The sequence below is a fragment of the Brachybacterium nesterenkovii genome (genome assembly GCF_900163655.1).
Taxonomy (GTDB): Bacteria; Actinomycetota; Actinomycetes; order Actinomycetales; family Dermabacteraceae; genus Brachybacterium; species Brachybacterium nesterenkovii.
In genome coordinates, this window is record NZ_FWFG01000050.1 from 1 (window position 1) to 23,866 (window position 23,866).

At 74.0% G+C, this 23,866-nt stretch carries 22 protein-coding genes; 8 read left to right on the top strand and 14 right to left on the bottom strand.

The genetic code is table 11. The features are described 5' to 3' along the window. The 3 genes from FM110_RS05355 to FM110_RS05365 form a co-directional block, all read left to right on the top strand. The coding region (locus FM110_RS05355) for a LuxR C-terminal-related transcriptional regulator (RefSeq protein ID WP_143276281.1) at nt 1-489 on the top strand (489 nt) is incomplete at its 5' end. Between the two features lie 227 nt (nt 490-716). Then, nucleotides 717-1,502, top strand: coding sequence for an ABC transporter ATP-binding protein (locus FM110_RS05360; RefSeq protein ID WP_087103363.1), 786 nt, complete (start codon nt 717-719; stop codon nt 1,500-1,502). Next, nucleotides 1,499-4,060, top strand: a complete 2,562-nt coding sequence (locus tag FM110_RS05365; RefSeq protein ID WP_087103365.1) for an ABC transporter permease — start codon at nt 1,499-1,501, stop codon at nt 4,058-4,060. The genes FM110_RS05360 and FM110_RS05365 overlap by 4 nt, the downstream gene beginning before the upstream one ends. A 207-nt stretch (nt 4,061-4,267) precedes the next feature. Here the strand turns inward: FM110_RS05365 and FM110_RS05370 are convergent, their stop codons facing one another. Continuing rightward, nucleotides 4,268-4,645, bottom strand: a complete 378-nt coding sequence (locus tag FM110_RS05370) for a hypothetical protein (protein WP_087103367.1) — start codon at nt 4,643-4,645, stop codon at nt 4,268-4,270. Between the two features lie 380 nt (nt 4,646-5,025). Between FM110_RS05370 and FM110_RS05375 the strand changes: the two genes are divergently transcribed. Continuing rightward, nucleotides 5,026-5,274: a WhiB family transcriptional regulator gene (locus FM110_RS05375; protein ID WP_087103475.1), complete on the top strand. Its 249-nt coding sequence runs from the start codon at nt 5,026-5,028 to the stop codon at nt 5,272-5,274. A 246-nt stretch (nt 5,275-5,520) separates the two neighbouring features. Here FM110_RS05375 and FM110_RS05380 read toward each other — a convergent pair whose 3' ends face one another. Continuing rightward, nucleotides 5,521-7,014 (bottom strand): sensor histidine kinase, encoded by a 1,494-nt coding sequence (locus FM110_RS05380; RefSeq protein WP_087103369.1) that lies wholly within the window; start codon nt 7,012-7,014, stop codon nt 5,521-5,523. Nucleotides 7,015-7,134: 120 nt separating this feature from the next. On the opposite strand from FM110_RS05380, the gene FM110_RS05385 reads away from it, so the two are divergent. Next, nucleotides 7,135-7,638, top strand: a complete 504-nt coding sequence (locus FM110_RS05385; RefSeq protein WP_087103370.1) for a DUF2505 domain-containing protein — start codon at nt 7,135-7,137, stop codon at nt 7,636-7,638. 110 nt (nt 7,639-7,748) lie between these two features. On the opposite strand, the gene FM110_RS05390 is transcribed toward FM110_RS05385, so the two are convergent. From FM110_RS05390 to FM110_RS05400, 3 genes are read right to left on the bottom strand one after another with little or no spacing between them, the layout of a single operon-like run. After that, nucleotides 7,749-8,273, bottom strand: a complete 525-nt coding sequence (locus FM110_RS05390) for a DUF6912 family protein (RefSeq protein ID WP_087103372.1) — start codon at nt 8,271-8,273, stop codon at nt 7,749-7,751. Beyond that, nucleotides 8,270-9,583, bottom strand: a complete 1,314-nt coding sequence (locus FM110_RS14735) for an AAA family ATPase (RefSeq protein ID WP_200810178.1) — start codon at nt 9,581-9,583, stop codon at nt 8,270-8,272. Before FM110_RS14735 ends, FM110_RS05390 begins: the two co-directional genes overlap by 4 nt. Further along, on the bottom strand, nt 9,580-10,218 hold the full coding sequence (locus FM110_RS05400) for an SAF domain-containing protein (protein WP_087103374.1): 639 nt from the start codon (nt 10,216-10,218) through the stop codon (nt 9,580-9,582). The genes FM110_RS14735 and FM110_RS05400 overlap by 4 nt, the downstream gene beginning before the upstream one ends. A gap of 249 nt (nt 10,219-10,467) precedes the next feature. Between FM110_RS05400 and FM110_RS05405 the strand changes: the two genes are divergently transcribed. Continuing rightward, nucleotides 10,468-10,695 (top strand): helix-turn-helix domain-containing protein, encoded by a 228-nt coding sequence (locus FM110_RS05405; RefSeq protein WP_087103375.1) that lies wholly within the window; start codon nt 10,468-10,470, stop codon nt 10,693-10,695. A 21-nt stretch (nt 10,696-10,716) separates the two neighbouring features. On the opposite strand, the gene FM110_RS05410 is transcribed toward FM110_RS05405, so the two are convergent. Beyond that, nucleotides 10,717-11,256, bottom strand: coding sequence for a hypothetical protein (locus tag FM110_RS05410; protein WP_087103378.1), 540 nt, complete (start codon nt 11,254-11,256; stop codon nt 10,717-10,719). A gap of 236 nt (nt 11,257-11,492) precedes the next feature. Here FM110_RS05410 and FM110_RS05415 point away from each other — a divergent pair, with 236 nt between their 5' ends. Together FM110_RS05415 and FM110_RS05420 are read left to right on the top strand one after the other, a co-directional pair. Beyond that, nucleotides 11,493-12,530 carry a LysM peptidoglycan-binding domain-containing protein gene (locus FM110_RS05415; RefSeq protein ID WP_143276283.1) on the top strand — a complete coding sequence of 346 codons (1,038 nt, stop codon included), beginning with the start codon at nt 11,493-11,495 and terminating at the stop codon, nt 12,528-12,530. Then, the gene (locus FM110_RS05420; protein WP_087103382.1) at nt 12,527-12,934 is read left to right on the top strand and encodes an Rv3235 family protein; all 408 of its coding nucleotides are present in this window, start codon (nt 12,527-12,529) and stop codon (nt 12,932-12,934) included. The genes FM110_RS05415 and FM110_RS05420 overlap by 4 nt, the downstream gene beginning before the upstream one ends. A gap of 102 nt (nt 12,935-13,036) precedes the next feature. On the opposite strand, the gene FM110_RS14115 is transcribed toward FM110_RS05420, so the two are convergent. The 8 genes from FM110_RS14115 to mtrA form a co-directional block, all read right to left on the bottom strand. Continuing rightward, a complete protein-coding gene (locus FM110_RS14115) occupies nt 13,037-13,204 on the bottom strand; it encodes a hypothetical protein (RefSeq protein WP_159457988.1) in 168 nt (55 codons plus the stop codon). A gap of 65 nt (nt 13,205-13,269) precedes the next feature. After that, nucleotides 13,270-16,077 (bottom strand): preprotein translocase subunit SecA, encoded by a 2,808-nt coding sequence (secA, locus tag FM110_RS05425; RefSeq protein WP_087103384.1) that lies wholly within the window; start codon nt 16,075-16,077, stop codon nt 13,270-13,272. 238 nt (nt 16,078-16,315) lie between these two features. Next, complete coding sequence (locus FM110_RS05430) at nt 16,316-17,677, bottom strand: winged helix-turn-helix domain-containing protein (RefSeq protein WP_087103387.1); 1,362 nt, start codon at nt 17,675-17,677, stop codon at nt 16,316-16,318. 282 nt (nt 17,678-17,959) lie between these two features. Beyond that, nucleotides 17,960-18,610, bottom strand: coding sequence for a ribosome hibernation-promoting factor, HPF/YfiA family (gene hpf, locus FM110_RS05435; protein ID WP_087103389.1), 651 nt, complete (start codon nt 18,608-18,610; stop codon nt 17,960-17,962). Beyond that, nucleotides 18,610-19,629, bottom strand: coding sequence for a ComF family protein (locus FM110_RS05440; protein ID WP_087103391.1), 1,020 nt, complete (start codon nt 19,627-19,629; stop codon nt 18,610-18,612). The genes hpf and FM110_RS05440 overlap by 1 nt, the downstream gene beginning before the upstream one ends. Nucleotides 19,630-19,807: 178 nt before the next feature. Next, on the bottom strand, nt 19,808-21,547 hold the full coding sequence (locus FM110_RS05445) for a GerMN domain-containing protein (RefSeq protein WP_087103393.1): 1,740 nt from the start codon (nt 21,545-21,547) through the stop codon (nt 19,808-19,810). Further along, on the bottom strand, nt 21,544-23,136 hold the full coding sequence (mtrB, locus tag FM110_RS05450) for an MtrAB system histidine kinase MtrB (RefSeq protein ID WP_087103394.1): 1,593 nt from the start codon (nt 23,134-23,136) through the stop codon (nt 21,544-21,546). The genes FM110_RS05445 and mtrB overlap by 4 nt, the downstream gene beginning before the upstream one ends. After that, nucleotides 23,133-23,819, bottom strand: a complete 687-nt coding sequence (gene mtrA / locus FM110_RS05455) for an MtrAB system response regulator MtrA (RefSeq protein ID WP_087103396.1) — start codon at nt 23,817-23,819, stop codon at nt 23,133-23,135. Before mtrA ends, mtrB begins: the two co-directional genes overlap by 4 nt. Nucleotides 23,820-23,866 lie beyond the last annotated feature (47 nt).

Here is a 23,866-nt window from a genome sequence, read left to right on the forward strand (position 1 = left end):
CTCGACGGCATCGAGGCCACCCGGCGGATCCTCGAGCAGGCCCCCGAGGGCCGCGGGCCGAAGATCATCGTGCTGACCACCTTCGACCTCGACGACTACGTCATGGCCGCGATCCGCGCCGGCGCGAGCGGCTTCCTGCTCAAGGACGCCCAGCCCGAGGATCTCCTCGCCGCGATCCGCACCGTGCACCGCGGGGACGCCGTCATCGCCCCGTCCGCGACCCGCCGCCTGCTGTCCCAGATGGCCACCACGGCGCCGGCGGCCCCCAAGGACGCGACCCCGCTCGAGGCCCTCACCGACCGCGAGCGCGACGTCCTCTCCCTCATGGCCAAGGGGCTGTCGAACACGGAGATCGGCGAGGCCCTCTTCGTCGCCGAGGCCACCGTGAAGACCCACGTGGGCCGCGTGCTGGCCAAGACGGGTGCGCGCGACCGCGTGCAGGCCGTGATCGTGGCCTTCGAGACGGGCCTGGTCAGCCCCGGGGAATGAGCGCTCGGGGCTGAGCATTCGGGAGTGGGCGCTCGGGACTGGGCATGCGGGAGTGGGCGCCGGGGCGCGCTGCTCCCCCTGCGGTATGACGCCCCTCTCCCCCCGAGGTCGGCCCCGCGCCGCGGCGGTCGAGCCCGCGGCCCGATGCGGGGCCAGACCTCCGGGTCGAAGACTGATGAGGTCCCTCCCGGCAGGTGCCGGGGCCCCGACCCGCAGCAGGAGAACCCATGACCGCGCCAGCGTCCGCCGCCGCCCACGACAGCCTCGCCCACGACCCCAGCATCGGCGACCCCAGTACCGGCGACCGCAGCGGAGGCGGCGGGCACGCCGAGCCCGCGATCAGCGCCCGCGGCCTGGTCCGCACCTACGGCACGGGCGAGAGCGCCGTCCGGGCCCTCGACGGGGTCGACGTCGACATCGCGCGCGGCGCGTTCACCGCGATCATGGGCCCCTCGGGATCGGGCAAATCGACCCTGCTGCATGTCCTGGCCGGCCTCGATGCCCTGGACCGCGGCTCGATCCGCATCGACGGCACCGAGATCACCCGCCTGCGCGACGACGCCCTGACCGCCCTGCGGCGCGACCGCATCGGCTTCGTCTTCCAGTCCTTCAACCTGCTGCCGATGCTCACGGCCGAGCAGAACATCCTCCTGCCGCTCGACCTCGCGGGCCGCCGCGTCGATCGCACCTGGTTCGACACCGTCACCGGCGCCTTCGGCCTCACCGACCGCCTGGGCCACCTGCCCTCCGAGCTCTCGGGCGGGCAGGTCCAGCGCGTCGCGATCGCCCGCGCGCTCATCACCTCCCCCGCCGTGGTCTTCGCCGACGAGCCCACCGGCAACCTCGACTCCGCCACCACCGCCGAGGTCCTGGACTTCCTGCGCCTGAGCGTCGACGAGTTCGGCCAGACCGTCGTCATGGTCACCCACGAGCGCGATGCCGCCGAGACCGCCGATCGCATCATCACGCTCGCGGACGGCCGCATCGCGACCGACGAGGAGATCGCCCGATGAGCGCCATCGCCGCCTCCCGCCCCGCGGAGCATTCGCGGCGCGGCGGACTGCGCATCCGCCTGACCCCGCGCCGCCGGCACCTCGCCGCGATCATCACCATCGCGCTGTCCACCGCCTTCGTCGTCGTGATGGTGCTCGCCGGCGGCCTGCTGCGCTCGAGCATGTCGGCCGATATCGACGACCGGATGCGGGGCGCCGACCTCGTGGCCGCGGCGCCCGCGGGCGATGAGAGCGGGCCGGCCGGCACCCTGGCCCCGCAGATCCCGGGCGCCGTGGCCGTCTGGCCGCAGGGCGACCTGTACGCCACCGCACGCTCCGCCGCGCTGGATGCGCCGGTGTTCATCACGCTGAGCGTGGATCCGCCCGCCGCCGCCGGTGGGACCCCGATCGCCGAGGGACGGGACGCGAGGGCCGGGAACGAGATCGTCATCGACCCGACCGCCGCCGACCGGCTGCGGGTCGGGGTGGGCGATGAGATCACCCTGCCGGCCGAGTACTCGCCGACCGGAGCCGAGCAGCGCCTCACCGTCGTCGGCATCTCCCGCGGCACGCAGGCCGGCGCGATCGGCGGCGGCTATCCCCGGATCCACCTGAACCAGGCCAACACCGATGCGATCGCAGGCCCGGGCGCCTTCGACACCGCCGCGGGCTGGTCCGTGGCGCTCGAGGACGGGGCCGATGCGCAGGCCGTCGCCGCCGCTTCCACGACCGACGGCATGGATGTCATGACCGTCGAGGAGGCTCGCGAGTCGCAGCTCGACACGATGATGCGCGGCGCCGCCGCGCTCGGGCTGATCCTGGGCGTCTTCGTCCTCATCGCGCTCATCACGGCCGCGGTGGTCATCGCCAACACCTTCGCCGTCACCCTGGCCCAGCGGGTGCGCTCGCTCGCCCTGCTGCGGACGCTCGGGGCGCAGCGCCGCCAGGTCGCCCGCGTGGTGCTGCGCGAGTCGCTCGCGGTCGGCCTGATCGGCTCCGCGCTCGGGGTGGTCATCGGCCATGCGCTCGTCCAGGCGCTGCTGGCCGGGGCCCTGGCCGTGGGCTGGCTGCACGGCTTGCTCTGGGTGCCCGTGAGCGCCGCCTCCGTGCTGCTGCCGGTAGCGGCGGGCCTGGTCGTGACGCTCGGCGCCGGTATGGGACCGGTCCGCGCCGCCACGCGCGTCGCCCCGCTCGAGGCGCTGCGCCCGGCCCCGGACTCCGGCGGGCACGCCGAGGGCCGTCTGGGCCTCCGCGGCATTCTCGGGCTCGCGGCGCTCGTGGTCGGACTCGCCCTGCTCGGCGGCGGCGTCGCCCTCTCGCACGCCGGATCGACAGGCGGGGGCACCCTGCTGGGCGTCGTCGGCGGCGCCCTCAGCTTCTTCGGGATCCTCGTGGCGCTGGTCCGGGTCACGGCCCCTCTCGCGCGTCTGTCCGGCGCGGTCATCGGGCGCCTCGGCGGCCTCCCGGCGCGCATCGCCGCCGCCAACACCACGCGCTCCCCGCGCCGCAGCGCCGCAACGATCGCGGCCCTGCTCATCGGGACGACGCTCATGACGATGATGGCGGTCGGCTCGCAGTCGGCCTCGCATACCCTCACCACGGAGCTCGCGAGCCGCAAGCCCGTCGACATCGTCGTGACGGCCGAGTCGATGCCCGCCGACGCGGCCGAGGAGCTCGCCGGTGTCCGCGGGGTCGGAGACGTGGCGGCCGTGCGCCGCGGCGACGTGCAGGTCGGGGCCGACGAGCCGATGACGGTCTACGGCGCCACGGGCGCGCAGCTCGACGCGGTCGCCAACCGCGACGACCTCGGTTCCCTCCTGAGGGACGACGAGCTGCTGCTGGGCGCCGAGCGCGCCGACCGCTTCGGCGTCCACGACGGGCAGGAGCTGCGGATCACCGGGGCGGACGGCGCCGAGCACACGGTGCGCGTGCGGGTCGACGGGAACCTGCAGATGACGCTCGTGACCCCCGCGACGCTGGAGCACCTCGTCGCCGCCCCGACCCCGGTGCTGCTCGCGCGCTTCGCCGAGCCCGGCTCGGCCGACCGCGGCGACGCCGACGGGATCTCGATCTCCACCGGGGTCCAGGACCTCGTGGCCGGCGAGGGCTGGCAGGGCGCGGACGCGAACGGCGGCGCCGGCATCGAGCGCGAGATGTACGGGAAGACCCTCGGCACGCTGCTGGGCATCACCATCGGCCTGCTCGCCGTGGCCGTCATCGTCGCCCTCGTGGGCGTCGCGAACACGCTGAGCCTCGGCGTCATCGAGCGCACCGGGGAGAACGCCCTGCTGCGGGCGCTGGGCACCACGCGGCGGCAGATGCGGGCGATGCTCGGCTGGGAGGGCGTGCTGCTCGCGCTCGTCGGCGCCGTGCTCGGGATCGGCCTGGGCACCGTCTACGGGATCCTCGGCATCCACGCCCTGCTGGGCTCGGCGTTCCCGGTGATCATCGCGATCCCGTGGGCGCAGATCGGCGCGGTGCTGGTCCTCGCAGTCCTCGCCGGATGGGCGGCCTCGGTGCTGCCGGCCCGGCGCGCGGCTCGCACGGCACCGGCGCAGGCGCTCGCGGCGCGGGACTGAGCGCGGCGGGCCGAGAGCCCCCGCAGGAGATCGCGGAGCAGAGCCCCGGCAGGAGATCGCGGAGCAGGAGGAGACGACGGGCGGGACCGGTCATCAGGACCGGGCCCACCCGTCGCCTGCAGGGTGCGGCGTGCGGGGCGCCGCTCCTGGCCGAGCGGGGTGAGGCCGTCGCCGCGTCCGGCGGCTCGGCGCCGTGCGCTGCTCCTGTCAGTCCTGGTCGAGCGGGGTGGGGGTCGAGCTCACGAGCCGCATCAGCAGCACGATGGCGATGATCGCGAGGACCAGCCCGATGCCGCCCGCCGTCAGCAGTCCGCCGCGCAGCATCGAGGCGGCGGTCAGCGCCTGGAACAGCTGCCACGTGATGCCGAAGCCGACGCCGAAGCGCCCGCCGCGCAGCACCGAGGCCGCGGCGAGGCCCACCAGGACCGCGAACAGCACCAGGAAACCGGCCAGTCCCAGCAGGAACGTGCGCGAGGCGTCGGAGTCGGTGCCGCCGAGCGCGACGATCGAGGCGAGGGCCAGCAGGCCGAGGGCCTCGAGCGCGAGGACGAGCGCCGCCGGCGTGCGGGACGGGGAATCAGCCATGGCCAGAACTGTACGTGCCGCCTCGTGACTGCCACGCCGTGGCTGCCGCCCCGTGACCGCCGCGCTGTGACTGCTCCGTGCGCTCAGCCGCGCTCCCTGCGTCCGGGACCGGTGCGGCGCCCACCCGCCGCACCGGTCCCGGTCGGATGCAAGGGATGGCGGTGTGGGAAGTGCCACCGAGTTGCGCACGCGCGATCCCTTGTCCCGTCGACGCGGCCCCGGGGAAGATGGACAGCGCCCGTTTCCGAGGCCGACGCCCTGCATACGCGCAGACGTCGCCTCGTTCACGGGCGATGACCCCCACTGCACGTCCTGCGGGACGTACCGCGGCGTGCCGCCTCCTCGGAGACGGCGGGCCGCACTGGAAAGAGAGAGTGACGATGGACTGGCGCCACCGCGCGGAATGCCTCACGCAGGACCCGGAGCTGTTCTTCCCGATCGGGAACACGGGACCCGCGATCACGCAGATCCAGGAGGCCAAGGCCGTCTGCCAGCGCTGCGAGGTCATGACCACGTGCCTGAAGTTCGCTCTGGAGACGGGGCAGGACTCGGGCGTCTGGGGTGGTCTGTCCGAGGACGAGCGCCGCTCGCTCAAGCGCCGCACCGCCCGCGCCCGTCGCGCCGGCTGAGCCACTGCCCCTGCATCGGAGCTCCCCGGAGTCTCGACAACCACGGCCTCCACGGTCATGGCCTCTGCGGCCATGGCTCCGCGGCCATGGCATCCGCGGTCATGACGAAGGCCGGTCCCCCACCCGCTCTGCGGCGCCGGGGACCGGCCTTCGTCATGCGCGGGGTGGCTGATGGGCCACCGCATCGCCCCTGGCGGTGCTGCCGTCGGCGGCAGGAGCGGCCGGCGCGGAGCCCCGCTCGCGGCCTCAGACGCCCAGCGGGTCCAGGTAGACGTCGAGCGTCGCGATGGTGCCGCCGCCGGGGCGGTCGCTCCAGGTGAGCGTCCCGCCCAGCTCGCCCTGGACGAGCGTCGAGGCGATGTTGGTGCCCAGCCCGGAGGGCTTGCGCGAGCCCATGCCCACGCCGTCGTCCTCGATGCGGATCACCAGGTGGGATCCCGTGCGCTCGGAGCGGACCGTGAGCGTGCCGCCGGTCTCCGAGAGCCCGTGCTCGACCGCGTTGGTCACGAGCTCGGTGACGACGAGCGCGAGCGGCGTCGCCTCCTCGGCCCGCACCGTGCCGGCCTTCCCAATGCGCTCCGTGCTCACCTCCACCTGCACGGCCCCGTCCATCGGGTCGGTGTCGGCGTGGCGCACCGAGGCGCTCGCGGCGTCCACCGCCAGGCGCAGGCAGCGGTCGATCACCTCGTCGAAGAACACCGCCTCCTCGCTGCCCTGCAGCAGGGACTCGTGCACGAGCGCGATCGTCGAGACCCGCCGCATGGCCTCGAACAGGGCGTCGCGGGCCTCATCGCTCTTCATCCGCCGCGACTGCATGCGCAGCAGCGCCGCGACGGTCTGCAGATTGTTCTTGACCCGGTGGTGGACCTCGCGGATCGTCGCGTCCTTGGTCATGAGCTCGCGCTCGCGGCGCCGCAGCTCCGTCACGTCGCGCACGAGCACGATCGCGCCGTCGCGGACCCCGGAGGCCTTGAGCGGCACCGCCCGCAGCGACAGGGTGCCCCCGCGGGCCTGCATATCGGTGCGCCACGCCGCGCGCCCCATGAGCACGAGCGGCAGCGACTCGTCCACGGGGGCACGGGACTGCAGCACCTCGGTGGACAGCTCGGCCAGGGTCGTGTCCGTCATGTCCCCCTCCACGCCGAAGCGGTGGAAGGCGGACAGCGCATTGGGAGAGGCCCACTGGACCACGCCGTTGGCATCGAGCTCGACGATGCCGTCACCCACGCGCGGGGCGCCGCGTCGCGGCGGGATCGGCGCGCCGGCGATCGGGAACTCCCCCGTCGAGACCATCCGCAGCATCCGCATCCCGAGCTCCCGCTGGCGCACGCGGTCCGGGGGGCGCGGCGTGCTCGGCACGGGCGACTCGACCGTGATGACGCCGGCGACGAGACCGTCCTTGCGGACGGGGATCGTCAGCAGGTCCGCCGGCCGCCCCTCGCGCTCGACGAGACGGGGATCGACCTGGTCCCGTCGGCCCGTCAGCAGGGCGAGCAGCTCGGGGTCGGACCGGTCGTCCACGGCGATCCCGACGGGGTCCTCGTAGTAGACCGAGGAGCCGGCGGAGGGACGGATGTGCGCGACCGCGGTCGCCTGGCCTCCGCGCAGGATCCACAGCACGAGGTCCGCGCGCGTGAGATCGGAGACGACGTTCCAGTCGCCGACGAGCAGGCGGAGCCATTCGGCGGTGCGCTCGTCGTGTCCGGGGGCGTCGGAGAGGAAGTTCGCGCGGCTCGGCATGCGCCCAGGATACGGCGCGAGGGATACTCGGATCCGCCATGACCGCATGGCCCGGACGGCCGAGCCGGACGACTGCCCCCTGACGAGACCGCGCACCGCCGCGGAGAGACGGAGCACGCGTTGCACCTGACCGAGACCCTGCACCTGCCCGTCTCCGCGCCCGATGCGGCCCGGATGTACGCCGACCCGGGATACGCGCAGCTGCGCCGCCGGGAGCTCGAGGCGCAGGACGCGGATTCCCATATCGACGGCTCCCCCGAGGGCCCGTTCACGGCGACCACCACGCTGCGCATGCCCACCGAGCAGGTGCCCGACATCGTGCGCCGCTTCGTCGGGCAGAGCGTGCAGGTGCGAGAGACCCAGGAGTGGGGCGCGCCGGAGGCCGACGGGTCCCGCCGCGGCACGATCCGCTTCGAGGTGATCGGGGCGCCGGCGACGATGACGGGGCGCACGCGCCTGGTGCCCGCGGGCGATGGCGCGTCCCGCCTGGAGGTCGACGGCGATCTCGTCGCGAAGGTGCCGCTGATCGGCCGGAAGATCGAGCAGACGGCCGTGCCCTACATCGGCCAGGTGCTGCGTCGCGAGGAGCGTTCGGCCGCGGCCTGGGCGGCGCAGGGCAGCTGAGGATAGCGCCAGCACTGAGGACTGCAGCCCGCTGAGGGTGCAGGACTGCTGACGACCGCACAGCCGCTGACGCCTGCAACGCCGACGAGAGCTGCAGGAACGCCGGGGCGTCAGGAGGCCGAAGCGTCCTCGTGCAGGTAGGCGAGGGCCGCGGGGATCTCGGCGACGTCGAACCACAGCAGCGCGGGGTCCGTGTCATCGGCCCGGACCGCATCGGCGCCGAGCTCGGTGACGTGCACGCTGGCCAGGCGCACGTCCTCGGCGCGCACGGCGCGCAGGCCGAACGCCCCGTGGGTCTCCGAGGCGTCGGTCACCGCGCCGTCGGAGACGTCGCCCGCGAGCACGGCCACGCGCCGCGCGCCGGTGACCGGCCGGGGCGACGACTCGAGGGCGGCGTAGACGGCGTCCTGCAGCGCCTCGTACTCGAGATCCTCCGGGTCCTCGCCCGGGTGCTCGGCCTGCACGCTCGGCGTGACGCCCCAGACCGGACGATCGGCCTCCAGGCGCACGCGCGAGGGGACCGCCGCGGGGGCGCTCTTCGACGAGGTCGCGTCCGAGGCGGCGGGGGCCGCGGAGCTGCCGTGCGGGGCGAGCGCGGCGGCATCGGCGTCGAGCAGGGGCAGGTAGATCCTCATGCCCTCATCCTTCCACGCCGCCTCCGGCGCCCAGGAGCCCTCGTCGACGCCTCCCCTCCCGCGCGCTCGCCCGCCGCCGACGATGCGGACTCGAAGGCCGTGGCGCGCACCAGGGGCTCCGCGATCTGCGCGGCGAGATCCCGCACGGCGCGCCGCAGCGGCGTCCGCGGGCCGGCCTCGGACAGCAGGGCGCCGTCCCAGGCCGCCGCACGGCAGGTCGCCGGATCGTCGGGGAGCACGACCACGTCCTGGACCGGGAGGCGCCGGGCGACGAGGTCGCGCACCCGGTCCACCGGCACCGGTGCGGCATGCCGGTTGACGACCACGCGGGGTGTCGGGGCGCCGATCTCCGCGAGCCGGTCCTGCTCCCGCAGGAGCCGGGTGAGGGAGACGGGGTCGGCCAGGGCCACGGCGATCACCTCGTCGGCCCGCGCGAGCGCGCTGGTCGTCACGGCGTTGCGGCGCGGCGCCATGGTGTCGTAGCTGAGCTCCTCGTCCTCCTCGAGGCAGAAGCCGACGTCGACGATCACGAGCGCGCCGGTCGCCACGAGCGCGTCCCAGACTCCGTCGAGCACGCTCGCGCGGACCTCGGGCCAGCGGGCGGGCACCCCGATCCCGGACAGCAGGCGCAGCCCCGGGTGGACGACGGGGACGAGCACCTCGAGGGTCGCGGCGTCGAGGGTGTCGCGGGCACTCGCACGACAGGCGGCCACGAGACCCGGGGCCTCGTCGACGATCCCGAGGTTCTGCGCGAGGCTGGGGCCGTAGGTGTCGGCGTCGACCAGGATCACCTCCGTCCCGGCGAGCGCGGCCTCGTGCGCGAGGTTCGCCGCCAGCAGGGAGCGTCCCGGTGATCCCGCCGGTCCCCAGACCGCGACCAGGCGGCCCCTCGGCCCCGGCGGCGCCGTCTCCTCCGGCATCGCCTGCTCGTCCTGCGCGGTCCGGGGATCGAGCGCCGCGGCGATGGCATCGAGCACGACGGGGACCTGGGCATCCGCGGCGACCACGTGCCGCAGGCCGAGCGTCGTGGGCTGCGCGTCCGCGCTCGGCGGCCCCGTGAGCCCCACGACGGCGACGCCGTGCGCCATGAGGTCGGCGAGGGCTCCCCGGTCGAGGCCGCGGACGGCCAGGTCGATGAGGACGACGTCCCCGATGCCGGCGGCGGCCGCGGCGAGGACCTCCGCGAGGTCGGCGCAGCGCCGCACCACCCGCATCCGGGCGGCATGGTCGGTCGCGACGCCGTGGACGATGCGGACCTCGTCGCTGCCCGAGGCGCACAGCACGATGTCGATCGTGCCGGTGTCGCTCACGGCGTGACCCCTCTCGCCCCGGGGACGGCGATCACGTCCACCCGGTCCTCGGCCGCGAGGGCCTCGAGAACGGGTGCGACCGCCTCGACGGGGACGAGCACCTCGACGGACATCGACCGCATCCCCAGGGAGCTGCCCTCGTCGACCGACCGCACGACAGCGCCGTCGACCAGGAGGGAGGCCGGCGCCCGGTCCGTCGTCCCCGCGTCCGCCGGGGTGCTCCACAGCTCGACCTGCGCCCCCGGGGCGACGGAGGCCGCCACGGCCTCGTCGACCTCGATCACGACCGGGCGCAGCTGCACTCCGTCCCCCTGGCCGACGGAGCTGACGGGAAGCAGCTCTCCGGCGCGGACCGTCTGGACCGCCACGGCGCCGTCGGGGACCTGATCGGGCGAGCCGACGTACGCGGCGGCCTGCTCCCCCAGCCGCACCTCGGCGGTGACGAAGTCCGCGGGGTCGAGGGTGTCCCCGACCACGATGTCGTTGCGCGCGACGAGCACGGGGGTGGTCGCGGCGAGCCGCGAGACGAGCAGCATGCCGCCGGCCACGCTCAGCAGCACGAGCACGATGCCGACGAGAAGGCGGGGGTCGCGCCAGCGGGGGCGGCGCAGGCGCATGGCGGCGACGGCGGTCATGGGGCCTCCTCGGGGACGGGCACCGCAGCCGGCCCCGGCGGCGTCGCGGGGACCGTCGCGCGGCGATGCACGGGACTGGGGGCAGAGTAGACCGATCCGGGCATTCCGCGCCGCGGTGCACCGAGGATTGTGGACAACCGCGCCGCGGTCCACCATGATCGGCGCGCAGCCGCGGTTCCGGGTCCCGAGTGCGACAATGGGCGTGTCCCCGCCCCGTCCATGCCGCCGCCGCGGCCGTCAGGAAGTGCGATGCCCCCTCGCTTCGTCCCGCTCGCCGATGTCGCCGAGACGCTGTCGATCTCGGCGTCCCAGGCCTATGCGCTGGTGCGCTCCGGCGAGCTGCGGGCGATCAAGGTGGGCGGCCGCGGCCAGTGGCGCGTCGAGCAGGCCGAGCTCGAGGCCTACATCCAGCGCAGCTACGAGAAGACCGAGCAGGAGCTCGCCCGCGAGCGCGCCCTGGACTCCGAAAGGGCCTGACGGCGGAGCGCGCCGGGCGGGTCAGAGCACGCGCACGACGCTCACGGCGTCCAGAGCCAGAGTGATCGTCCCGCCTCCGAGAGCGCTGCGCTCCCCGGTCGGGAGCACCGCGAGATCGGCGCTGTCGCTCCCGATCCCGGAGAAGCGCCCGGTGACCTCGATGCCCTCGCAGGTGACGCGCACGAGGTCGCGATCACGGGCGAGCGCCCGCAGCAGCGAGGCGAAGGAGCGGCCCGGTCGCGCCCCCTCCCGAGGCCGCGACCGCGCCGCGAGCCCCTCGATGCCGGCGACGGCCGCGCGAGCCACGATCGCGCGGACCCGCCCCTCCGCATCACCGAGGACGATCCAGGCGTCGGAGACCTCGGCGATCTGCCCTTCCACGATGCCGCCTGCACGCAGATGCACGCGCACGCGGCGTCCGAGACTGCCGCGCAGGCGGTCGAGCAGGGTCAGCTGAGCCCGCTCCGCACGCCCGAGCTCCTCCGCGTTCGCACGGATCTCCTCGCCCTCGAGATGCTCCAGCCGCGCCTCGAGGTCCTCGAACATCCGCTCCATCGACATGGCGCCACTGTAACCAGCGCGCTCCCGGTTCTCGGTCGACTCTTGCCACATCGCCCCCACACGGCTAGTTTGAGTCCGAACATCATCAAACTGCATCAAACGAAGGCACTAGCGCCGGGTCGGTGCATCAGCGACGCGAACGACGAGAGCGATTCATGGCCGATGAGGTCTGGAGGGTCGGTCAGATCGACGTCAGCGATCAGCGGCGAGAGCGGCCGGTCGGGAGGAGGAACGGCATGGGCGGGACATCGAGGACGCCGCTGGCGGTGCGCACCGGCGCGCAGGCGGTCGTCGCCGCGCTGCTGGGCTCCGCCGCGCTCACCGCGGCCCGGGCTGCGTCCGGAACGGCGGCGTCGAGCTGGGGTGAACAGGCGCTGCTGGCCTGGGTCTGCGCACTGATCGCCGGTGCCGCCGCCCTGGGCTGCGCGTATCTGGCGCTGGTATGGACGCTGGCCACTGTCGTCATGGCATGGGGCCCGCGCGGCGCGATCGGCGGCGCGAGCCTGCGCGCGCTGCGCCTGCTCGCCCCCGCTCTGGCACGACGCACCGCGGCGACCGCCCTGATCGCCTCGACGCTCGCCTCCGTCCCGCTCGCCGCGGCGCAGGCCGACGACGGCTCCTCGCGCAGCGCCCCGCGATCCGCCACCGCCGCAGCCCGCCTCCTGCACACCGAGGCAGGCACAGACATCCCCGTGACAGGCGCGGGACGGGCCGAGGCGGCACGGATGAGCGCACGGGCGTCCTTCGGCTCCCTCGCCGCCGCACCCGGTCCCCGCGCCGAGCAGCCCGCCGACCCTTCTGGCGTCGACTTCGCTGCGGCTGACCCTCCTGTTGCTGACCCGCCTGCCGCGGACGGCGCCGACGCATCGGAGCTGCCCCCGCTGGGCTGGGGCGAGAGCCCGGAGGATCCGACGCCGCCGACCGCAGAGACGGCATCGCCCGCAGTGGAGACGGCAGCGCCAGCGACGGAGAGCGCGTCGCCCGCGGCAGACAGCGCGTCTCCGACGCCGGGGAGCGCCGGTCCGCAACCGCTCGTCGTCGTGGAGGTGCGCCAGGGCGACACGCTCTGGTCGATCACGGACGATCTGCTGGGTCCCGGCCCGGATGATCCCGCCGCGATCGCCTCCGCCTGGCCCACTCTCTGGGAGGCCAATGCCTCCGTGATCGGGTCCGATCCGAATGCGCTCGACCCCGGTCAGCAACTCGTCGTCCCGACACCGCTCGCCCCACGGCCGTCCCCCGCGGCCCCGCTCCCCTCGCAGGAGGAATCATGACCATCACCCAGCAGTCGAGCGCCCCGACGGGCGAGGCGATCGGCGGTCCCGGCCCGCACTCCCCCGCCACGGCCGTGCGCATGACCGAGACGGTCGCGCGCTTCGCCGTCGAGATCGTGCGGGACATGCGCCCGGCCGCGACCCTCTGGCGCCTGGTCGTGCCGGAGATCTCCGTGATGCTCGAGCGCCGTGCTCAGCTGACGCGGCGCCTCCGCGGCGCCGTCGGCCCGGACCGGAGCGCCGCCTCGCGGATCGTCGTGCGCGGGGTGCGCACGTGCATCGTCAGCGACACCGTCGTGGAGGCGAGCGCCGTGGTGCACGAGCGCGATCGCGCCCGGTTCCTCGCCCTGCGCTGGGAACTGCGGCCGCGCGGCTGGCGCGTCACCGTGCTGGAGCTCGGCTGAGGCGGCGCCTCACGCCCCCGTGCGCCGCTTCCACCCCATCGGGGCGGGCCTGCCCGTGCAGGGATCGGCGCACATCGGTGCCACCGGACCGGCTGCCGGGAATCACCCGGCGTCCGGCTCACCCGCATCCTCAGAGCCGTTCAGCTCCCGTATCTCGTCCGGGAACACCCAGAGTGGAGACTCGTGCTCGACTCCCATCTCGAGCACGCGCTCCTGCATCTCGACGTGCTCCTGCTCGGAGGGGAACAGCTCCGGAACACTGCTCGCCATGGATACGCGGAAGAAGTCCCGGAGCTTTCATCTCATGGCATCCCCTCAGAGCAGCTCGTGCGTTCTCAGCGCTTCCCGCTCTTGCGCTCCTGGCGCTCCTGACGGCGGCGCTCGGCGCGGGACAGGGGGCGCCCCTGCCCTTCGACGGTCGCCGCCGAGTACTGCAGCTGACCGGGCTTGGAACCGTCGTCGAGGCCCTTCGCCCGCAACTCGACCTCGGGCGCCTCCTGCGCGGTCTCCTCGTCCGCACCGGCCTCCACCTCATCGGCCCCGGCCGCGACGTCCGCATCGTCATCGGTCGCAGCGTCGGCCGCACCGCCGCCTGCGGCCTTCACCAGATCGGTGACGGCCTGCGGGACCACGGTGGCGGACTGCTGGACCTTCACGTCGAGGTTGTAGAGGTAGCCGACGGCGTCCTCCTTGATGCCCGCGATCATGTCGTTGAACATCAGGTGGCCCTCGCGCTCGTACTCGACGAGCGGGTCGCGCTGGGCCATCGCACGCAGTCCGATGCCCTCCTTGAGGTAGTCCATCTCGTAGAGGTGCTCGCGCCAGCGGCGGTCGATCACGTTGAGCAGCACGCGCCGCTCGAGCTGGCGCATCGCGTCCTCGCCGAGCTCCTCGACGCGCTTGTCGTAGGCCAGGCGGGCATCGGCCATGACCTCGGTGCGCAGGCGCTCGGCGGTCAGGTTCTCCTTGCCGCCCACCTCCTCGACGAGCTCGTCATGGGTGATGGAGATCGGGAACAGCGCGCGCAGCGTGCCCCACAGCTCCTCGAGATCCACGTCCTCCGGGTTGGTGCGGTGCGTGGCGTTGTCGACGGCCCCGCCGATCACCTCATCGATGAAGCGGTCGATGTGCTCGGTCAGGTCCTCGCCGTCGAGGATCCGGTTGCGCTCGCCGTAGATCGTCTTGCGCTGCTTGGTCAGGACGTCGTCGTACTTCAGGACGTTCTTGCGGATCTCGAAGTTGCGGGACTCGATCGAGGTCTGCGCGCGCTGGATAGCCCCGGAGACCATGCGCCCGGTCAGCGGCACCGACTCGTCGACGCCGCCGCGCGCGAGCAGCGACTCAGCCGCGCCGGAGTTGAACAGGCGCATGAGGTCGTCCTGCAGCGACAGGTAGAAGCGGGACTCGCCCGGGTCCCCCTGGCGGCCGGAGCGCCCGCGCAGCTGGTTGTCGATGCGCCGCGACTCGTGGCGCTCGGTGCCCAGCACGTACAGCCCGCCGAGCTCGCGGACCTCCTCGCGCTGGGCGGCGACCTCCTCCTCGGCGCGCTCGACGGCCTCGTCCCACGCGGCCTCGTACTCCTCGGGCTGCTCCTCCGCGGACAGCCCGCGCCGCTCGAGCTCGGCATGCGCCATGAACTCGACGTTGCCGCCGAGCATGATGTCGGTGCCGCGCCCGGCCATGTTCGTGGCGACCGTGACGGCGCCCTTGGCGCCGGCCATCGCGATGATCGCGGCCTCGCGCGCATGGTTCTTGGCGTTGAGGACCTCGTGCGGGACCTTCTTGGCCGTCAGGAGCTTGGAGAGGTACTCGGACTTCTCGACGCTCGTGGTGCCCACGAGCACCGGCTGTCCGGCCTCGTGGCGCTCGACGATGTCCTCGACGACCTCGGCGAACTTGGCCTTCTCGGTGCGGAAGACCTTGTCGACCTGGTCCTCGCGGATCATCGGCTTGTTGGTGGGGATCGGGATGACGCCCAGCTTGTAGGTGTTCATGAACTCGGCGGCCTCGGTGTCGGCCGTGCCGGTCATGCCCGACAGCTTGTCGTAGAGCTTGAAGTAGTTCTGCAGGGTGATCGTGGCCAGCGTCTGGTTCTCGGCCTTGATGGCCACGCCCTCCTTGGCCTCGATCGCCTGGTGCATGCCCTCGTTGTAGCGGCGCCCGGCGAGGATGCGGCCGGTGTGCTCGTCGACGATCATGACCTCGCCGTTGAGGACCACGTAGTCCTTGTCCCGCTTGAACAGCTCCTTGGCCTTGATGGAGTTGTTGAGGAAGGAGATGAGCGGGGTGTTGAGCGACTCGTACAGGTTGTCGATGCCCAGGTGGTCCTCGACGCGGTCGATGCCGGCCTCGAGCACGCCCACGGTGCGCTTCTTCTCGTCGACCTCGTAGTCGCGGTCGCGGCGCAGCACCTGGGCCACCTTGGCGAACTCGGCGTACCACTTGTTGGCGTCGCCGGAGGCGGGGCCGGAGATGATCAGCGGCGTGCGGGCCTCGTCGATGAGGATCGAGTCGACCTCGTCGACGACGGCGAAGAAGTGCCCGCGCTGGACCTTGTCGTCGGTCGAGACGGCCATGTTGTCGCGCAGGTAGTCGAAGCCGAACTCATTGTTGGTGCCGTAGGTGATGTCCGCGGCGTACTGCTCGCGGCGCTCGGGCGGCGTGAGCCCGGAGGTGATGACGCCGGTCGTCAGGCCGAGGGCGCGGAAGACGCGCCCCATGATGTCGCTCTGGTAGGTCGCGAGGTAATCGTTGACCGTGACGATGTGCACGCCCTTGCCGGCGAGCGCGTTGAGGTAGGCCGGGAGCGTGGCCACGAGCGTCTTGCCCTCGCCGGTCTTCATCTCGGCGATGCGGCCGCGATGCAGCGCGTACCCGCCCATCACCTGGACGTCGTAGGGACGCTGGCCGAGCGTGCGGTCGGCGGCCTCGCGGACCACGGCGAAGGCCTCGACCGCGATGTCGTCGAGGGTCTCGCCGTCCTCGAGCCGCTCCCGGAAGCGGGCGGTCTCCTCGCGCAGCTCCTCGTCCGTCATGTCGGCGAAGACGTCCCCGGCGGCGGTGACCTTCTTCGCGAAGGACTCGAGCAGTCGCCGTTCGCGGCCCTCGCCCGCGCGGAGGATCGTGTCGAAGAGGTTGACCACTCGTGCTCCCTGAGTCCGGGACGGCCGTGCCGCCCGGGTCGTCGGACCGGTCCGGTGACCGGCGATGCTCTGGCGGGCGCCGTCTGGGGCGCCCGGATGCGTCGTCCAGTGTGGCAGAACCGCGCCGGACCGTCGCCCATCCTACGGCGGACGCCTGCACGGCCCCCGGGGCGACGGACGCGATGCGCGGAGCAGGCTCGATCCGCAGAGCAAGCCCGATGCGCGGAGCGGACTCGCGTCAGGCGAGCGCGCGACCGAGCTCGGCGGCGAGGTCCCCGCGACCGAGCACCTCGATGCTCTCCAGGCCCTGCCAGACCCTGGCGCGCTCGAGCTCACCGGCCAGCGCCTCGGCCACGACGGCGACGTCCGTGCGGCGCCGCACGCCGGGGGCCGGTCGCGCCTCCCGATGCGCCTCGCACACCTCGAGCACCCCGCGGCGGCGGTCGGCGCGCAAATCGACCCTGGCCTCGATGCGGTCTCCGAGCAGGAAGGGCAGCGGGTAGTAGCCGTGGGTGCGCCGATGGCGGGGCGTGTAGATGCCGATGCGGTAGTCGACGCCGTACAGCGCGGCCAGGCGGGGACGGTAAAACGCGATCGGGTCGAAAGGGCTCACGAGCGCGGCCGCGCGGACGGGGGCGTCCGAGGGGGCATCGACATGGCGGAGCATGGGCAGCTCCCCGGCGGGCAGCGCGACGACGACGTCCTCGAGCAGGCCGTCTCCGCGCAGCTCCGCGATGGCGGGGGCGACCTCGCGGCGCGGCAGGCGGAAGTAGTCGGCCAGGTCGGCCTCGGTGGCGACGCCGCAGGCGAGGGCGGCCCGCAGCACGAGCTCCCGCACGGCGGCAGGGTCCTCGGTGCGCGCCGCGAGGTCTCCCGCGTGCGTCTCGGCGGGCCCGTCGACGAGCCCGTCGGCTCCGGCGCCGTCATCCGGCACCCCGGTGCCTGCGTCCGGCGCCCTCGCGACGAGCGGCGCGCTCGCGTCGGGAGCGAGGTCGTAGAGGCGCTCGAACTGGGGACTGCGCCCCACGCAGGCCAGGCGACCGGAGCGGAACAGGTACTCGACGATCCACTGGGTGTCGGTGCGCCGCCAGCCCCAGCCCTCCTCCGATCGCGCGGCGTCCCCGCGGACGCGGGAGACGCCGGCGGCGCTGATCGGCGCCCGGCGCGCCACCGTGTCCAGCACGTCCTCGAGGACCCGGGGATCGGACTGCCCCGCCCGGCGGACGGCGCCCCAGTCCTTGCGCGCAGCGCGCTCGCGGCGGAACGCGAGCAGGGCGTGCACGTCCGGCGGGACGTAGGCGGCCTCATGGGCGAGCGCCTCGGTCAGCAGCGATGATCGGCCGGGACGGCTCGCGGCGTCCAGGACGGTGGTGTCCCAGGAGCCCGCGCGGGTGAACACCGGCATGAGATGGGCGCGGGCGAAGACGCTCACCGAGTCGATCTGCAGCAGCTGCGTGCGCTCGACGGTCCGCCGCAGCGCCTCCCGGCTCGTCCGGCGGTCCGGGACCTCTGTGCGCCGCGACCGGCCCATCCCCTGGGCCCGCAGCGCGATGCGGCGAGCCTGGACGGCGGTGAGGCGGGCGGGCGGGCGAGCGTTCATGGGGTCTCATCCTGCCCGATCGGCGGCGGCCGTCGCGCACACGCTCACGCACGGGAGACGGCCCCCCGATGCTGTCCTGCCCTGGACCCGTACGCGCGCACCCGCTCACGGACGGCAGACGGCCCTCCCGGGCAGGGTCTGCTCCGGCGGCGCGCACGATGGGCGCACGGCGTACGGCCCACATGCGCACGACGGCCGTGCCGGGGCGGGCCCGGCACGGCCGTCGACGCATTCCAGATCCGCTGCGCCGGTGAGCGTCCGATCACCGGAGCAGCTCGCGGCTCACCCCTCGGGAGCAGTCTCGCTCTCGACCTCGGGCTCGACGTCGGGATCGAGCTCGATCACGCCGTAGTTCCAGCCCTTGCGGCGGTAGACGACCTTGGGGTGACCGGAGCTCTCGTCGATGAAGAGGTAGAAGTCGTGCCCGACGAGCTCCATGCGGTAGAGGGCGTCGTCGATCGACATCGGCACGGCCGCATGGCGCTTCTCGCGGATCACGACGGGGCTCTCCCCCGTCTCCGTCGTCGGCTCGCCGCTCGTCGCCGTCCCGTGCTCGGACTGCAGCAGGCCCTCGGCCTGCATGCCGCGGACGCTCTCCGGCTCGCCATGGGCCCGGTCCTTGCCGCGGCGGCGGTCCTTGGCGCGATCGCGCGCCCGCCGCAGGCGCTCGAGGAGACGACCGTAGGCCACGTCGAGCGCGCCGTAGAGATCGTCGGCACGGGCCTCGGAGCGGACCACCGCGCGGCGGTCGTGGACCGTCAGCTCGACGCGGTCGCAGAGCTCGGCCTGCCGGGGATTGTTCTCGTGGGAGATCTCGACATCCACGCGGAGCGCCTCGGGCGCGAGCTGCGTGATCTTGTCGAGCTTGTCCTCCAGGTGGCGGCGGAAGCGATCCGGCACGTCCATGTGCCGACCGACGACGTTGATCTCCATCAGGGTCCTCCTAGGTGAGTGGGGCGGCCGCTTCCTCGCCCGGCCGCTCGGCGCTGGATCGGGGGTGCCACCTCCTCGTCTCGAAGGTCTGTGTGACCTCCGATTCTGCCATGCCGTGTGGCGCGCGTCTCACCGAACTCCCAGATCCGATCCGCCCCTCCCGATCCCCCGGGCACGGACGCCGGGCGCGGCGGCCGCGCGGCGGTCACGACGAGGGCGCCCAGGACCTCGATCCCCCGAGCGGTCAGCGCATCGTGCGCATCGCGCAGCGTGGTCCCCGTCGTCAGGACGTCGTCCACGAGGATCACCCGCCGCATCCCGGCGCCCGCTCCGCGCACGCGGATGCGACCGGTCCGCGCGGCCCGGCGATCGCGACCGCCGCGGCCCGCCTGGCCGGGCCCGTGCAGGACCAGCGGCCGCGCCGTGCGACAGCCCGTGCGCCGAGCGATCTCCTCAGCGAGCTCCGCCGTGTGATCCGCCCCGCGCCGCACCCGGTGCGACAGGGCCGACGGCACCGGGACGAGGTGGACGGACCGCGGATCGAGAGGGCGCCGGATGCCTCCCTCCCCGCTGTCGGTGACGCAACCGCGCTTCCCGACGCCGCCACCCTCACCACCATCCTCACCACCGCTGCACTTCCCACCGTCGCGCTCCCGCTCGCGCAGCATCCGCTCGGCCCCGGGAGCGAGCGCCGCGCCGAGCGGCTGCGCCAGGCGCAGCTGACCCCCGTTCTTCCAGGACAGGACGATGCGGCGCAGCGCACCGGCATGCTCACCGAGGGCGAGCACCGGCATCACCGGCGCGAAGACCAGGGAGGCGGCGCCGCGCGAGGCGTCGGATGAGGCGAGCACCTGCAGCGCGGGCGCGCCGGCCTCGACCCGGCGGGGTCGGTGACGCAGGCGCGCCGCGCACTCCGGGCACAGGACCGTGCCCTCTGTGCCGCACGGGCAGACGAGCGGCACCGCGAGGTCGCACACCGCGCCCAGCACCGTGATCAGGGTCCGGATCCATCGCTCCATGCCGACAGCAGACGCCGGAGCCGCCCCGGACGTCGAGCGCCAGGGCGCGGATGGGGACAGGCGGCGCCTGGGGAGGAAGCGCGCGGTCACGAGATCGGCATCGCTCGCTCAGCCCCGGCCCTCAGCACACAGCCCCGCCCTCAGCAGGCGGCCCAGCCCTCAGCAGACAGCACCGCCGTCAGTAGAACGAGGGGCCGCGGGCCGACAGCACCAGACGCGTCCAGGCGGTGCCGTCGCTGCGATGCAGCGCACCGGACTCGTCGGAGCAGTACGCGACCCCCGACAGCGCGCTGCCGGCCAGGCGCGTGGTCCCGGTCGGCGGATCGGGCATCGGGTCGTCGGTCCCGGCGAGGTCGTGCACGAGCGCGCGCCCCTGGGCGTCCTCGACGGTGCCGAGCACGGCGATCGAGGCCTCGTCGTACCACGTGGCCTGGATGATGCTGTCGACGGGGAGGGCGACGGGCATCGGTTCGGTGACCGCCCGCGGAGCCCCGTCCTCATCGCGGACGACGGCGCACAGGTCCAGCTCCGTCACGCCCTCGCGGGACGAGATCACCAGCAGCCGCGTCGCGTCCCCGGACAGGTCCAGGCCCATCACCTCGCGGCCGGCGAGCCACGGGACCTCGACCTCCTGGTCCTGCTCGGGGCCGTGCGGCGAGAGCACGAGGAGGGAGGGCGCGCCGTCGTGCCGGGCCGTCCAGGTGCGTCCCGTGGCGTCGCAGCGCGGCGGTGCCGCCGGTGCCCCCAGCGCGACCTCGCGGACCCCGTCGGCCTCCTCCAGCGGGCACAGCAGCACGGTGGACGCGTCGGATCCGAGGGCCGCCGCACGTCCGGCGGCGGCGGATGCGCTCGGATCGCTCACGGCGCGGTCGGCGAGCGCGGGGATGAGCCGCACCGGGGCCGCACCGGGCGCCCCCTCGGCCAGTGCGACGATCCCCTGCTCGGCCGCCCCGAGCGCCCGGTGCCCCGGGAGCGGCCGGTGCAGCGAGGTGTCCTCCTCGTGCGTGAGATCGACGCCGTCGGAGGAGATGCGGACCTCCCCGAGGAGCTGCCCGGAGCGCACGGTCGCGAGGATCTGGGTGACGGCCAGGCGGCGGCGCTCGGACGGGAGGGCGCGGACCGCGGCGGGCACGGAGACGCGGAGCTCCCCCGAGCCCGTCGTGCGGATGGCGCTGTCCTCGGTCGCGAGCTGCGCGGGGACGGCGGAGCGCACGGCGTCGGCGAGGAAGGGCGCCGGGCGGCCCCCGAGATGCCGCAGGAGGGCCTGCGTCTGCTCCTGCGCCGCGGCCCAGCGGACGTCGGGCACGAGACGCTGGAGCGCCGGGTCGAGGTGGTACACGCGCCCCGGGGCGAAGAGGATCTCGAACACCGGCTCGGACAGGAAGACGCCGGCGGGCGGCCGGGAGATGCGCCACTGCCCGTCGACCTGCTCGAGGGCGATGTCGATCTCGCGCTGGGAGGGGGAGGACAGCGCGGTCCTCACGCCGAGGGCGTCGACCTGCGCGAGCGCCATCACGCGCATCGTGATCTCCCCCGGTGCACCCGGGTTCGGCGTCGCCGTCCCCGTATCGGCCGCGTACACGGTCACGCCGCTGCGGGGGTCCCAGGCGTCGCGGGCCTGCGCGGTGAGGTACGAGCGGGCGATCGCGTAGTCGTCATCGGCGCCGACTCCGGCGCGCACGAAGCCCTCGACGATCTGGGACGGATCCGCGCCGGGGCTCGGCGGCCGCGGCTGCACGTAGGGCGCGCTGCCGTCCTGCGCCTGGCCCACCGGGGTCGCGCTGATGTCGGAGGAGACGGGGATGCGCGCGCATGCGCTCGCTCCGAGCGCGACCGCTGCGGCCGCCCCCGCCTGCAAGATCCGGCGCCGCGCGGGCCGGACCGTCCCGGAGGTCCGACCAGGAGTCCGATCCGTCATCGTCGCTCCTCCTGGTGCCCGAGGCACCGCATGAGCGGCAGGGGCGCCGCCTCCGCACGCAGCGTCGCCCCGGCCTGCCGCGGCAGGGTCAGCAGGAACACCGCCCCCTCGCCCCGGCGGCCCCAGGCCTGCAGGCGCCCGCCGTGGGCCTGCGCGTCCTCCAGCGAGATCGCGAGCCCCAGCCCGGTGCCGCCGACGGTGCGCGCGCGGGAGGGATCGGCGCGCCAGAAGCGGTCGAAGACGCGCGCGGCCTCCGCGTCGTCCAGGCCCACGCCGCGGTCGATGACCGCGACGGCGACCGCGTCCGCGGTGCCGGCCGCCTCGAGGCGGACGGGACGGCCCCCGCCGTGCTCGATCGCATTGGTCAGCAGGTTGCGCAGGATGCGGTCGATCCTGCGGGCATCGGCCTCGAACTCGAGATCGTCGTCCCCCAGATCGAGGATCAGCTCGCTGCCGCGGGCGGCGGCGAGCGCGCGCACGTCCTCGGCCGAGCGCTCCGCGATCGCGCGCAGATCGTGCACCTGGGCGTCCAGCTCGACCGCTCCGGCGTCATAGCGCGAGATCTCCAGGAGCTCCTCGAGCAGGCCCTCGAAGCGCGCCACCTGCGCCGTGAGCAGCTGGGTGGTGCGGTCCACGTCCGGCGGGAAGCCCTCGCGGGCGCCGTCGAGGACGGAGGCGGCCATGCGGATCGTCGTCAGCGGTGTGCGCAGCTCGTGGGACACGTCGGAGACGAAGCGCTGCTGGACCCGGGACAGCTCCGTGAGGTCATCGACCTTCTGCTCGAGCGATGCGGCCATGTCATTGAAGGACGTGCCCACGCGGGCGAGCTCATCGCCGCCGGAGACCCGCACCCGGGAGGAGAGATCGCCGGCGGCGATGCGCTCGGCGGCCGTGGCCGCGCGGCGCAGGGGCGTGGTGACCAGGCGCGCGACGACGATGCCGATCCCGACCACGAGGGCCTCGAGGACGAGCCCGCCGCCGAGCATCACGCGCTGGATGAACGAGAGCGTGTCCTGCTCGGGCTGCAGCGAGTACAGCAGGTAGAGGTCGTAGCCGCCCGCACCGGGGACGGCGACGCGGGTGCCCACGAGCAGCCCCGGCTCGCTCCGGCCGTCCCGGCGGATCTCGACGCTGCGCAGGCGCAGGGAGTCGGGGGCGGAGGCGACGGCGGCCGAGAGCTCCGGGTCGATGAGGTCGGTCAGCACGCGGTCGGTGGAGATGACGGAGACGGTGCCCTGGGCGCCGGCCGGCACGAGCGCGATCTCCCGTCCGCCCGCATCGGCCCCGCCCTCGCGGGTGTCCTGGACGAACTGCGCGACGGTGTCGAGCTCCTGCCCCTGGCCCCGCCCCGTATCGGCGTTGAGCGTCTCGACGAGCCCGGAGCGGGTGGTGAGCGACTCGGCCACGACCCGGTCGCGCCGCTGGGTGAACAGGCCGTCGGCGATGACCGAGGACAGGTAGCCGCCGACCGCGAGGACGGCGAGGGAGGACAGGAGCACCGTGACCGTGACGACGCGGACGGTCAGCGACCATCCGCGCGGGTCGAGGGCGCCGAGCAGGCGACGCCATGGGGCTCGGACAGGTCTCACCCGTCGTCGCCGGCGCGATAGCCGACGCCGCGGACCGTGAGGATCACGCGCGGATGCTCCACGTCCTTCTCGACCTTCGAGCGCAGGCGCTGGACGTGGACGTTGACCAGGCGGGTGTCCGCGCTGTGCCGGTAGCCCCAGACCTCCCGCAGCAGCGTCTCGCGGGTGAACACCTGCCAGGGCTTGCGGGCCAGCTGCACGAGCAGGTCGAACTCGAGCGGGGTCAGCGGGATCACGCGGTCGCCCCGGCGGACCTCGTGACCGTCGAGGTCGATCCGGAGGTCGCCGATGGACAGGCGCTCGGTCGTCGGGGGCGCGGCGCGCCGCACGCGGGCGCGGATCCGGGCGACGAGCTCATCGGGCTCGAACGGCTTGGTCAGGTAGTCGTCGGCACCGGCCTCGAGGCCCTCGACGACGTCGGAGGTGTCGCTGCGGGCGGTCAGCATGATGACGGGGACGCCGGAGCGCCGACGCAGCTCGCGGCACACCTCGATCCCGTCCATGCCGGGGAGCATGAGGTCCAGGAGCACCAGATCGGGGCCCACCCGGTCGAAGGCGTCGAGGGCGGAGGCGCCGTCCGGGGCCGTCACAACGTCGAAGCCCTTGCCCCGCAGCACGATGCCGACCATTTCCGCGATCGCATGGTCGTCGTCGACCACCAGGATGCGGGAGGGGGCTGCCATGGACACATCATGCCATCGCGGATGCCGTCGATTACGGAAGCGGGGCA

Bases quoted from the DNA above. Each gene is read 5' to 3' on its own strand.
- FM110_RS05360 (WP_087103363.1), top strand. From the start codon at position 717: ATGACCGCGCCAGCGTCCGCCGCCGCCCACGACAGCCTCGCCCACGAC.
- FM110_RS05365 (WP_087103365.1), top strand. From the start codon at position 1,499: ATGAGCGCCATCGCCGCCTCCCGCCCCGCGGAGCATTCGCGGCGCGGC.
- FM110_RS05370 (WP_087103367.1), bottom strand. From the start codon at position 4,645: ATGGCTGATTCCCCGTCCCGCACGCCGGCGGCGCTCGTCCTCGCGCTC.
- FM110_RS05375 (WP_087103475.1), top strand. From the start codon at position 5,026: ATGGACTGGCGCCACCGCGCGGAATGCCTCACGCAGGACCCGGAGCTG.
- FM110_RS05380 (WP_087103369.1), bottom strand. From the start codon at position 7,014: ATGCCGAGCCGCGCGAACTTCCTCTCCGACGCCCCCGGACACGACGAG.
- FM110_RS05390 (WP_087103372.1), bottom strand. From the start codon at position 8,273: ATGAGGATCTACCTGCCCCTGCTCGACGCCGATGCCGCCGCGCTCGCC.
- FM110_RS05400 (WP_087103374.1), bottom strand. From the start codon at position 10,218: ATGACCGCCGTCGCCGCCATGCGCCTGCGCCGCCCCCGCTGGCGCGAC.
- FM110_RS05405 (WP_087103375.1), top strand. From the start codon at position 10,468: ATGCCCCCTCGCTTCGTCCCGCTCGCCGATGTCGCCGAGACGCTGTCG.
- FM110_RS05410 (WP_087103378.1), bottom strand. From the start codon at position 11,256: ATGTCGATGGAGCGGATGTTCGAGGACCTCGAGGCGCGGCTGGAGCAT.
- FM110_RS05415 (WP_143276283.1), top strand. From the start codon at position 11,493: ATGGGCGGGACATCGAGGACGCCGCTGGCGGTGCGCACCGGCGCGCAG.
- FM110_RS05420 (WP_087103382.1), top strand. From the start codon at position 12,527: ATGACCATCACCCAGCAGTCGAGCGCCCCGACGGGCGAGGCGATCGGC.
- FM110_RS14115 (WP_159457988.1), bottom strand. From the start codon at position 13,204: ATGGCGAGCAGTGTTCCGGAGCTGTTCCCCTCCGAGCAGGAGCACGTC.
- FM110_RS05430 (WP_087103387.1), bottom strand. From the start codon at position 17,677: ATGAACGCTCGCCCGCCCGCCCGCCTCACCGCCGTCCAGGCTCGCCGC.
- hpf (WP_087103389.1), bottom strand. From the start codon at position 18,610: ATGGAGATCAACGTCGTCGGTCGGCACATGGACGTGCCGGATCGCTTC.
- FM110_RS05440 (WP_087103391.1), bottom strand. From the start codon at position 19,629: ATGGAGCGATGGATCCGGACCCTGATCACGGTGCTGGGCGCGGTGTGC.
- FM110_RS05445 (WP_087103393.1), bottom strand. From the start codon at position 21,547: ATGACGGATCGGACTCCTGGTCGGACCTCCGGGACGGTCCGGCCCGCG.
- mtrA (WP_087103396.1), bottom strand. From the start codon at position 23,819: ATGGCAGCCCCCTCCCGCATCCTGGTGGTCGACGACGACCATGCGATC.